This is a genomic window from Microcystis sp. M_OC_Ca_00000000_C217Col (assembly GCF_007095585.1).
Lineage (GTDB): Bacteria > Cyanobacteriota > Cyanobacteriia > Cyanobacteriales > Microcystaceae > Microcystis > Microcystis panniformis.
The window spans coordinates 24,171-35,289 of the sequence record NZ_SFBV01000192.1; the positions used below are offsets into that span (position 1 = coordinate 24,171).

An 11,119-nucleotide genomic window follows, 5' to 3' on the forward strand; every position below is an offset into this window, starting at 1 on the left:
ACTTACTTTTTTAGACGATTTTTCACCCCTGCAATCACACGATTAAATGTGGGAAAATAACGCTTAAAAGTTGACTCAGTATCTAATTCCGCTTCGTAGGTCAGGGAAACAAAAGGAGGTATAGTAGATATAGCCGCTTTTAATTTGGCTGCTGCTGGTCCCTCTGGTTGATTGAGTTTAGCCAGAATTTGGTTTAATAATTCTAAGATTTGTACAGAAGCAAGTTCACGGGGCGGTTCTGTGGTAATTGCCGTCAATTCTGTGACAATTTCTGCTACCATTACCTCGGCATCAGGAAAAGATGCTTCTTGACTCTCGCTGGCGATTAAATCCCATTTTTCTCGTTCAAAATTCCGAATTTGTCGGCGTAAATCTTCGATCTGCTGCTTGATCCTAACTTGTTCTTCCGGTGCAATTGTGACTAAAGTGTTTCGCTTTTCCGCTAATTGTTCTTTCAAGCGTTGAATATTTTTATCGAGATTTTGTAATTCGCCAGTAGCCATGGGAAAATAAGCTTAAATTAGCCAATTAATTCAATTATGATCTAAGTAGGTAGGCGTTAAAAGTTGTCAGATACCCCCCTTATCAAGGGGGGACTAAGGGGGGATCGGCACCCCCCTTATCAAGGGGGGCAGGGGGGATCGAACCTAAAATCGATTTTTAATTTAATTATAACCAGCTACTTATCCATCTAAAAATGTCATTCCTTTGGCTGTCCCCCACTCCCCAACACCCAACCCCTCACGGATCACAAAAAAAGCCTAGCTCAATCTGGAAATTTTGATTATGATCATTAGTAATTGACCTTTATTTGTGATATAGATTCAAAGGAGAGACACGGTGTCCACAGAAGTCATCGAAAAGCGTTCCACAGCGACAATCCGTAAACCAGCACCGCGTTATCGCGTTTTACTCCACAATGACGACTTTAACTCGATGGAGTATGTGGTTCAGAGTTTAATGCAAACGATCGCCGGTATGACGCAACCCCAAGCAGTCGATATCATGATGGAAGCGCACACGAATGGTACAGCCTTGGTGATTACCTGCATCCAAGAACACGCGGAATTTTACTGTGAAACCTTGAAAAATAAAGGTTTGACTAGCAGTATCGAACCCGATGAATAAAAGATTGCGGGTAATTGCCACTTACCCAGTCCCCCTGCGACTGGGAATTTTTATTTTGCTCTTACTTTTTCTCTGGTTGCCGATCGCACTTCCCCTCTATCACTTTTTTGCCACTAATGCTAATCTGGTCTCAATTTTGACCCTTTCTGTTCTCTATCTGGAATTTTTGGGGTTATCCCATTGGTGGGGACGGACAATTTATGGTGATGAGGGATTAGCCGATTATGGGTTGATTTGGCGAAGAAAAACGCCGATCGAGTTAATTAACGGGTTAGCGATCGGTTTATTTTTCACTTTCTCGCTTTTTCTGTCCCAAGCGTTCCTAGGTTGGTTAAATTTCTTACCCGCAAATCCCCAGATCAGCAAAATCATCCTGGAGGGGTTTTTAGTCGCTTTAGCGGTGGGTTTTGCCGAAGAATTGCTATTTCGGGGCTGGTTACTGGGAGAATTAGAAAAGGATTATCGTCCTGCTATCGCTCTAGTGATTAGTGCCTTAATTTTCGCGCTTGCTCACTTTATTAAACCTTTAGCCGAAATTATCCGCATTTTTCCCCAATTTCCTGCCTTAGTCCTCCTAGGATTGATTCTCGGTTGGGCAAAACGCGCCTGTGGTGGTAGTTTGGGTAAAAGTATCGGTCTGCACGGGGGTTTAATCTGGGCATACTATATATTAAATGTGGGTCAGTTAATTAAATACACTGGTACTGTTCCCGATTGGTTAACTGGAATCGATAAAAATCCTTTAGCGGGAGTGATGGGTTTACTTTTCCTGACAATTCTCGCTATCTGGATCAGAAAAAAAGCAGTTTTGAGTGAACGATAAGGGATTAAATCAATTACTATAAAGGGGAAATTGCCCATGAGAGTTATAGCCGAAAACTGATCACCTTGTTTCCTTTCCAATTCTTGCAGTTGTTGAATAGTCCTGTCTAAGCTGATATTAAAATCTCGTTTATCACAAATTTCTGGAATACTAGGTGAGGGTGTCACCACGACATTAGTAGTTTTTGGTTGCCATAATGACCAAATAATAAATCCTATAAAACCTAATAGTGCCAAGAAAGATAATTTTGTAGTTAAGTAGGGAGGCACAATTATTTGTAGGATGGGTTAACGGTAGCATAACATGAGCGGGCGTTGGGTTTCATGCTTCAACCCAACCTACGTTCATCTTATATTTAATTCCACCCACCTACTTAAATCAGCAGGAGAATTCTCCACAACTAATTTTTCTAGTTCTTGTTTAAACCATTGAACATTCAATACTTCTTTAGATAAACCAACTTTAAGATGGATATTTCAGGTTTTACAGGGGATTCATTTAGTAAAAATTAATGCTCAAAGCCCGATCAGTAATTTAACTGAGGAGATTCTTGATATTCTTCAATATTTTTCGATTTATTGCCAAAATCACTACCAAGTAAGTTGAGAATCAAATTGAGCAAATTCAGTTTAAGCCAATCCCAGAAAAAACTTTTTCTCCGAAAAGTCTCTAATAAATTAGGACACCTTAGTTTAACCATGTCTAACTTGAGCGATCCTTGCTTCTGTCAAATTACTCTTGGTGAAGTCAGATGTAAAAATTCTCTAATCTCAACAAATTTTGTCGGTTCAATCAGTTTTTCTTGGTGGCGTTATTGCGACTTAATCATAAAGTGCGGAATGTGGGTCTTAAGATAGACAACAGAATTTATGTCCGACTACTTAGAACAGATTTTCAGTCAGTTTGAAGATAATCTGTTTATTCCCTTTGCCGACCCCATCCGCTATTTAACCGGAACGGTCGAACATTGTTGATTACTGGTTACTAATCACTGATCACTGAAAAGACTCCCCCACACCCATCTCACTGCCGGGAAAATCGCTATAGAATAGAGATAAAAAAGAATTGCGAGGAAAAAACTCTGTCTTTTAACCCGATTGTCATTCCCCCTTCCCCGGAAAATCCCGCTCGCTATCTAGTGATCATGCTGCACGGTTGGGGTGCTGATGCCATGGATCTGGCCCCCCTTGCATCGATGCTGGATCTGGCTGATTGTCAATTTTTGTTTCCTAATGCTCCCTTCGATCATCCGCAAGTGCCGGGGGGACGCGCCTGGTATGCGTTAGAAACCTCCGATTATCAAGGTTTAGTCGCTAGTCGTCAACAGTTGCACGATTGGATTATTTCCCTAGAGGCAACTACCGGTATTCCCCTAGAGCGGACTTTTTTGACCGGTTTTTCCCAAGGAGGAGCGATGACGCTGGATGTGGGTTTATCCTTACCCTTGGCGGGATTGGGTTCCTTGAGTGGTTATCTGCACAGTGAACCCCATCCCCAAGGTCCCCAAAATGTCTTAATTGTTCATGGTAAGCAGGATACCGTCGTTCCTATCACTGCTGCTCGTCAAGCCAGAGATTTACTGCTTGGTTTGGGGGTTAACGTCGAATATCACGAGTTAAATATGGGCCACGAAATCCCGATTCCGGCGCTGACTATATTACGCCAATTCCTCCGCAATCGTCTGGAAACGGCATGAATAATGCTCGTCAACTGGCTTTGCTGATTTTACGCGATATCGATCGCTCCTCCGCCTATCCCGATCGCGCTCTTGATCGCCATTTGTCCGCTAGTTCCTTAAATTGTCTTGACAAAGCCTTGACAACGGAGATTGTTTATGGTATAATGCGCCGACAAAGAACTTTGGATGCGCTGCTTGATCGCCTGGGGAAAAAAACTGCGGCCCAGCAACCCCCAGATTTACGGCGAATTGTCCATATTGGTCTTTATCAACTGCGTTATCTATCCCAGATTCCCCCATCAGCGGCGGTGAATACGGCGGTAGAATTAACTAAAATCAGTCATTTAGGCAAATTAGCGGCGGTGGTTAACGGAATGCTGCGGCAATATCTCCGTTTAACTGCTAATGGCGATGATCCTTTAATTTTGCCAGAAAATACCGCTTCTAGATTGGGTATTCTCCACAGTTTCCCCGATTGGTTGGTGCAATTGTGGTTAGATCGCTTTGGTGTTACGGAAACGGAACAACTGTGTCAATGGTTTAATCGCTCTCCCGACCTCGATATTCGGATTAATCCCCTGAAAACTAGCCGAGAAGCCCTAGAAAATGAGTTAGAATCAGCCAATATAACTTTTCATCATCTTAAATTACCTTTAGCTTGTCGTTTAACCTCTGGTTTAGGCAATATTGAGCGTTTAGAGGGATTTCGAGCCGGAAATTACACCCTACAGGATATTAGCGCCCAATTAGTCACTTATCTCCTCGATCCCCAGCCCGGAGAGACAATTATCGACGCTTGTGCAGCACCGGGGGGAAAAACCACTCATATTGCCGAATTAATGGGCGATCGGGGTAGAATATTAGCCTGTGATCAAACGGCATCCCGTTTACGACAGTTAGAAGCCAATATTAAAAGATTAGACTTAAAAGCGATCGAAATACATCTAGGGGATAGTCGCGATCGTCCCCAGTGGCACGGCATCGCCGATCGTGTACTAATCGATGCTCCCTGTTCAGGATTGGGAACCCTGCACAAGCGTCCTGATATACGTTGGCGACAAACACCGGAAAATTTACCTGTACTAGCCAAACGACAGGGGGAACTTTTAGCCTCGGCTGCCACTTGGGTAAAACCGAAGGGAATCTTAGTTTATGCCACCTGTACTCTCGATCCGTTAGAAAATGAAAGAGTGATCGAGCAGTTTTTAGCCGCTCATCCCGATTGGAAAATGGCCACTCCTGACTCTAATTCATGCTTCTCAGAATACTATACAGAAACGGGAGCGATCGAAGTGTTACCCCATCGGCATAATCAAGACGGTTTTTTTATGGCTAAGTTAGTCAAGGAAGTGTGGGATGAAAAATAAACAATTACTGAAAATTCTCATCGGTGTTGCTTGGATTGATGGTGTCATTCAACCATCAGAAAGAAATTATTTACGACAGGTAGCTGTGAGGGAAAAACTTGATGATGATCCGGAGATTAAACCACTATTATCGGAACTAAAACCAGTTAAAACCAGTGAATGTTATCGATGGTTAGAGTCCTATTTAGGCGACAATCCTAGTCCAGAAATCTATCAAGATCTACTAACATCGATTAGCACTTTAATCTATAGCGATGACGACGTGGACGTACAGGAAGCAAAATTATTAACCAAAGTGCAGAGTTTTGATCCGACTCATGATAGCCATCGATCGATGTTAGATAAATTAGTGACGGGAATTCAGAAATTGTACCACAAAGCAATTACTGAAAGTAATTAAGGAGTAGCTATCAGTGATGAGCAGGTCAAAAATTTCCCCGATAAAAACTGATAGCTGATCCCTAGATTTTAGGTAATAACCGTGGGTTGTTCCCGTCCGGTAGATTGACGAATTTGACCGATTTCTTCGGCTAAATCAATTAAGGGTTGTAGGGCCTTTTGGGTGTCGATATCGTGTTTACTTGCGTCCGGTTCATAACTTTCTAGATAAACCCGAAGAGTTGCTCCTTTAGTTCCCGTACCCGATAGACGATAAATAATCCGAGAACCATCGGTAAAACCAATGCGAATGCCTTGATTTTTACTCACACTACCATCCACGGGATCCGTATAGCTAAAATCATCGGCATATTCCACTTCATAGTTACCAAATTGTTGACCCTTAAGGTCTAAAACCAGCTTCTGGAGACGTGCCATCATCTCTTTTGCTGGTTCTAATGCGACTTCTTCATAGTCATGACGAGAATAGAAATTACGACCAAATTCTTGCCAATGACTGCGAACAATTTCCTCTACAGATTCCCCTTTAAATGCCAAAATATTTAACCAGAAAAGAACCGCCCATAAACCATCTTTTTCGCGAATATGATTGGAACCCGTGCCGAAACTTTCCTCCCCGCAAAGGGTTGCTTTCCCCGCATCTAACAAATTACCGAAGAATTTCCAACCGGTGGGAGTTTCATAACAGTCAATTCCCAGTTTAGCCGCTACTCGATCGGCCGCCGCACTGGTGGGCATCGATCGCGCCACTCCCGTGATACCATTTTGATAGCCCGGTACTAGATGAGCGTTGGCTGTTAGTACAGCTAAACTATCACTGGGGGTGACAAAAAAATTCCGACCGAGGATCATATTGCGATCGCCATCGCCATCGGAAGCAGCCCCAAAATCCGGAGCCTCTTGACCAAAGAGAATTTCTACCAGATCATGGGCATAGACTAGGTTAGGGTCGGGATGACCACCACCAAAATCCTCTAGGGGAATACCATTTAATACTGTACCTTTGGGCGCGCCTAAACGCTGTTCAAATATGGCATAAGCGTAGGGACCTGTCACCGCATGGAGAGAATCCATGCACATTTTAAACTTACCAGAAGTGAGTAGGGTCTGAATGCGATCGAAATCAAAAATCTTTTCCATCATTTTGACGTAGGGAGTAACCGCATCGATCACTTCCACATCCATAGTTCCCAGTTTAAAGGAACCGGGGCGATCGAGGTTAATATCGGCCCCTGAGAGGATGTTATAACTGCTAATCACCTTAGTCTCGGCATAAATTGCATCGGTGATATTTTCCGGTGCCGGTCCGCCGTTAGTAATATTGTACTTAATGCCAAAATCCCCCTCTGGACCGCCGGGGTTATGACTAGCGGAGAGAACAATACCGCCAAAAGCGTTATTTTCGCGAATTAAGCCAGAAATAGCCGGAGTGGAGACAATACCATCGGTTCCCACGAGTATTCTACCGATACCGTTAGCGGCGGCGATTTTCAGGATAGTTTGAATAGCTTGACGGTTATAATAACGACCATCTCCACCGACAACTAGGGTTTGACCCTCGATACCGTCTAAAGTATTGAAGATAGCTTGAATAAAATTTTCCAGATAATGGGGTTGTTGAAAAACGGGAACGGATTTTCGCAGTCCGGAAGTCCCCGGTTTTTGGTCACTAAAGGGTTTTGTGGCAACGGTTTCAATCGTCATAGTCTTTTCTTGATAGGCCGACGCAATTCTCAACTTAAGTATATAGCAGTAGGTTGACAGCCAAGAAATCAGGTAAGAAAGACAACAGTTGGTGAGTCCCCTGTCATACTAAATCCTGTTTAAAAAGTCTAGGAGAGTGGGGAGATGGGGGAGATAGGGAAGTGGGGAGAAGGGAAAACAAATAAAAATAGTCTCCTGACTCCTGAATACTGACTTGAAAATAGAAGCTGAAATAACGCCAATTCGTCGATCATACTAAATCCTTTGAGTATAAGCTACATATCAGGAGAGGTACTCCTGCAAGGGGAGTGACTCTTAAATTATTACAGATGTATCAGCAGCCGCGTGTAAGCATCCCACCGAAAAACTAATGCGCCGGGGGTTTGGGGGCGGCGCCACGCCCCCAACGGGGGGTTTGGGGGGTAGAACCCCCCAAAAGCTTGGATTGAGAGATCAAGTGGGAAGTAATACTAAATCCCTTAAGTATAGGCTACATATCAGGAGATGCAATAGGCAATAGGCAAAACGGAGAATAAATAATCAGTTTTTAATAACTGGATTTAGTCTTAGCCGATAAATGAACCAGATTTGGGGGTATAAACCCCCAATAATCGCCAATTTTAGCTGTGAATGGCTTAATCGGCCCCTTCAATCGGTGCAAATCCCTGACGTTGAATATTCTCGCTGATGTGACGAGGTTCGAGGAATTGCAGCAGATAATCGGGCCCCCCTGCTTTGGAACCCACCCCCGACATCTTGAAACCCCCGAAGGGTTGACGGGAGACAATCGCACCGGTGATTCCCCGGTTAATATAGAGGTTTCCCACTTCAAATTCCTGCATAGCTCGGTTAATATGGGCAGGAGTGCGGGAATATAAGCCACCGGTTAAAGCATAGTCGGTTCCGTTAGCTACAGCTAAAGCTTGCTCAAAATTGCTCACTTTGATAATCGCCACCACTGGACCAAAAATCTCCTCCATCGCTATTACCGCATCGGGGGGAACATTTTTAAAGACGGTGGGACTAACGAAGTAACCAACTTCTGGAATCGGCATTTCTAGGGCTAATTCTGCCTCTTTTTTGCCAGTTTCGATATATTCCCGAATTCTTGCTTGAGCTTTCTCGTCGATAACCGGTCCTACTTCCGTACTCGGTAAATCCGTCGGCCCGATATTGAGGGACTTGGTAGCCTCGACAAAGCGATCCACAAAGCTATCATAGACGCTTTCCAGAACGATTATCCGCGAACAGGCCGAACATTTCTGGCCGGTGTAGCCAAAAGCGGACTTAACCGCACCGACAACGGCCTGATCTAAATCGGCACTCTCATCGACAATTAGGGCATTTTTGCCGCCCATTTCGGCGATAACTCGTTTTAGGTGTTTTTGACCCTTTTGGACGATGGAGGCATCTGTATAGATGCGACAGCCCACTTCTCGTGAACCGGTGAAGGCGATTAGGTGAACATCGGGATGGCTAACTAAATGCGCCCCCACCAGGGAACCTTTACCCGGGATATATTGGAAGACTCCGGCAGGAATACCCGCTTCTAGGAGAATCTCGGCAAATTTCGCCGTAATCACCGAAGAAGTCTCGGCCGGTTTCAATAGCGTGCAGTTACCTGCTACTAAAGCTGCTACTGTCATGCCAACTGCGATCGCTAGGGGGAAATTCCAGGGAGAAATCACTAAAGCAATACCCCGGGGTTGGTAGGAATAACGATTATTCTCGCCTGCTACGTCGAAATTATGCCCTAAATCCAGTCTTTCCATCTCGGAGGCGTAATAACGGCAAAAATCGATCGCTTCTGACACTTCCGGATCCGCCTGTTGGATAACTTTGCCCACTTCCAAACAAATCCAGGCCGATAACTCGTGTCGTCGCGCTTCCATCAAATCTGCCGCTTTTCGCAGTATTTCGGCTCTTTTTGCCACTGGAGTGCGTTTCCAAGCGGGAAAAGCCTGTTTTGCCGCTATTATCGCTTTTTCTGCCTGTTCCACCTCAATTAAGCCCACTTTCCCCACTATTTCCTGCGGGTTACAGGGATTAACAGAATTAATTTGAACATTGGTGGCGACGTATTCGCCGTTAATTAGGGGCAAATAGGTCTTACCGAGGGAATTTTTGACAAAAGTAAGAGCTTGACTCGCTTTATTTCGTAATTGCTCGTTGGCATAATCTGTATCGGGGGCATTAGGAAAACCGAGGATAATCGGGTTATCATTGCCTAAAACCCGGGGGGCTGCGATTAAATCTTCCACGGGACGATCCTCCAAATTTTGCCGTAGGAAGGAACTATTAGCGGTATTTTCTAATAAACGGCGGATTAGGTAGGCCATACCGGGTAAGAGTTGTCCGTAGGGGGAATAAACCCGCACCCGATGACCTCGCTTCACTAAAGCTTTGGCTAATTGGTCGCCCATGCCGTACAATACCTGCATTTCAAAGCGACGACGGGGAATTTCTAAACTTTCTGCGATCGCACAGGCCAAGGCTTGCGATCGCACGTTATGACTACCGATAGCAGCGTATAAATATTGATGATTTTCCAATAATAACCGTGTCATTCGCTCATAATTGGCATCGGTGGCGGATTTTTCGTTATATACTGGCTGTGGCCAGTGATTTTGCCTGGATTTAATCGTTTCCTGATCCCAGTAAGCGCCTTTGACTAGCCGGACAGTAAGGGGATAACCGCGCTTTTTGGCCCAATTAATTAAATCTTGTAAATCTTGGGCAGAATCTCTTAAATATGCCTGTAGGGTGATGCCAATATCGGTACGACTGCGAAATTCTTCTTCTAGGAGTAATTCTTTCAGGATAGCCAGGGTGAGGTTTTTATAAACGTACTGTTCCATATCAAAATGGACTGCTACCCCTAACTCCTGAGCGCGTCGCAATAGTAGGCGAATGCGATCGCAAACTTTCTCCTTACTGCCAATGGGATCCATGGGATCAAACTGAGAATAAAAGGCAGTTAGCTTGACAGAAACCTGCACTTGTGGTAGTAAGTCGCCGTCCGCCTCATCAATTTGGCTAACTTTATTCCATTTGCTCGCTTCTTGAGCCAAATGGGTCATTAAATCGAGATAACTTTGTAGATAAACTTGGGTTTCTGCTTCAGTAATTACCGCTTCACCGAGGAGATCTATGGTAAAAGCCATTTTTTCCTTGCGCAGACGGGTGACAGTGCGAGTAATTTGCCCTAGGTCTTCCCCGGCGATATACTTACGAGCTAAAGTTTCTACGGATTTACTGATCACACTGGCGGCCGTTTGAGCCGGTAGGGAGTTAGGATCACTAAAGTTGAGGATACTTTTCAGCGCACTGGGCAGTTCTACGGAAGCATCACCGAGGTATTGTTGGAGATGATTAGCGATCTCGGCATTACTGCGTAAAGCGGGTAAACAGTCAATAAAACGGAATAATTGTACTCGTAAATTGGGGTTAGACATGGCCCAATCGAGTAATTTATCATCCCAACGCATTTGATCCTGTAAAGCAGACCAAAGACCTTTTTTTTCGCGAGTTTCGGCTAAAAGTTGTCTAGCGATCTCTTGGGTTTTGGTTTCGTAGTTTTGAGTTGAGTCGATTTGGATAACCACGGTGATTCAAGTAAAAAAAATTATCAAAGGGATTCAGCTTTCAGCAAGCTAACGTCAGCCTTCAGCCTAAAATTCAGTTTTTGAGCTTTTTCAGCTTATTGCCGCTCTTAATAGCTCTTTTCTCTGGTTTATATTCTTACCGAAGGACTAATCAAAGCTAATAGCCGATCACTTTTGCTTAACACTCTATTGTACTCGATCGAGCGGGGAAGTGGGGAGGTGGGGTGTGGGGTGTGGGGTGTGGGGTGTAGGGTGTGGGGTGTAGGGTGTGGGGTGTAGGGTGTAGGGTGTGGGGTATAGGGTGTGGGGTGTGGTGCGATTCGTTGGCTAGAAACTAGACAGTAAGACGTTTAGAGGATTAGCCGCTTGGTAAATGTAGTACCTTGATAACTTTATAACCATACAGGTGCGGGTT

At 44.4% G+C, this 11,119-nt stretch carries 8 protein-coding genes; 5 read left to right on the forward strand and 3 right to left on the reverse strand.

Annotation, left to right across the window (positions count from 1 at the left end; genetic code table 11):
* Positions 1–2 precede the first annotated feature (2 nt).
* A complete protein-coding gene (locus tag EWV66_RS11345; protein WP_052275998.1) occupies positions 3–503 on the reverse strand; it encodes a hypothetical protein in 501 nt (166 codons plus the stop codon).
* Between the two features lie 337 nt (positions 504–840).
* Here EWV66_RS11345 and clpS point away from each other — a divergent pair, with 337 nt between their 5' ends.
* The 5 genes from clpS to EWV66_RS11370 all read left to right on the forward strand — a co-directional run bounded on the left by clpS (position 841) and on the right by EWV66_RS11370 (position 5,396).
* Positions 841–1,128, forward strand: a complete 288-nt coding sequence (gene clpS / locus EWV66_RS11350) for an ATP-dependent Clp protease adapter ClpS (protein ID WP_002738526.1) — start codon at positions 841–843, stop codon at positions 1,126–1,128.
* The gene (locus EWV66_RS11355; protein WP_052275999.1) at positions 1,121–1,951 is read left to right on the forward strand and encodes a CPBP family intramembrane glutamic endopeptidase; all 831 of its coding nucleotides are present in this window, start codon (positions 1,121–1,123) and stop codon (positions 1,949–1,951) included. Before clpS ends, EWV66_RS11355 begins: the two co-directional genes overlap by 8 nt.
* Before the next feature lie 1,102 nt (positions 1,952–3,053).
* Positions 3,054–3,647, forward strand: coding sequence for an alpha/beta hydrolase (locus tag EWV66_RS11360; protein WP_353734440.1), 594 nt, complete (start codon positions 3,054–3,056; stop codon positions 3,645–3,647).
* Positions 3,644–4,996, forward strand: a complete 1,353-nt coding sequence (locus tag EWV66_RS11365) for a 16S rRNA (cytosine(967)-C(5))-methyltransferase (RefSeq protein WP_287108198.1) — start codon at positions 3,644–3,646, stop codon at positions 4,994–4,996. Before EWV66_RS11360 ends, EWV66_RS11365 begins: the two co-directional genes overlap by 4 nt.
* The gene (locus tag EWV66_RS11370) at positions 4,986–5,396 is read left to right on the forward strand and encodes a tellurite resistance TerB family protein (protein ID WP_052276002.1); all 411 of its coding nucleotides are present in this window, start codon (positions 4,986–4,988) and stop codon (positions 5,394–5,396) included. Before EWV66_RS11365 ends, EWV66_RS11370 begins: the two co-directional genes overlap by 11 nt.
* A gap of 68 nt (positions 5,397–5,464) precedes the next feature.
* Here EWV66_RS11370 and EWV66_RS11375 read toward each other — a convergent pair whose 3' ends face one another.
* Both EWV66_RS11375 and pruA read right to left on the reverse strand, forming a co-directional pair.
* A complete protein-coding gene (locus EWV66_RS11375; protein WP_287108199.1) occupies positions 5,465–7,099 on the reverse strand; it encodes an alpha-D-glucose phosphate-specific phosphoglucomutase in 1,635 nt (544 codons plus the stop codon).
* Between the two features lie 635 nt (positions 7,100–7,734).
* Positions 7,735–10,704 (reverse strand): L-glutamate gamma-semialdehyde dehydrogenase, encoded by a 2,970-nt coding sequence (pruA, locus tag EWV66_RS11380; protein ID WP_287108201.1) that lies wholly within the window; start codon positions 10,702–10,704, stop codon positions 7,735–7,737.
* Positions 10,705–11,119 lie beyond the last annotated feature (415 nt).

Excerpts from the sequence above, each read along its gene's own strand:
- EWV66_RS11345 (WP_052275998.1), bottom strand. The coding sequence starts at position 503 with ATGGCTACTGGCGAATTACAAAATCTCGATAAAAATATTCAACGCTTG.
- EWV66_RS11355 (WP_052275999.1), top strand. The coding sequence starts at position 1,121 with ATGAATAAAAGATTGCGGGTAATTGCCACTTACCCAGTCCCCCTGCGA.
- EWV66_RS11365 (WP_287108198.1), top strand. The coding sequence starts at position 3,644 with ATGAATAATGCTCGTCAACTGGCTTTGCTGATTTTACGCGATATCGAT.
- EWV66_RS11370 (WP_052276002.1), top strand. The coding sequence starts at position 4,986 with ATGAAAAATAAACAATTACTGAAAATTCTCATCGGTGTTGCTTGGATT.
- EWV66_RS11375 (WP_287108199.1), bottom strand. The coding sequence starts at position 7,099 with ATGACGATTGAAACCGTTGCCACAAAACCCTTTAGTGACCAAAAACCG.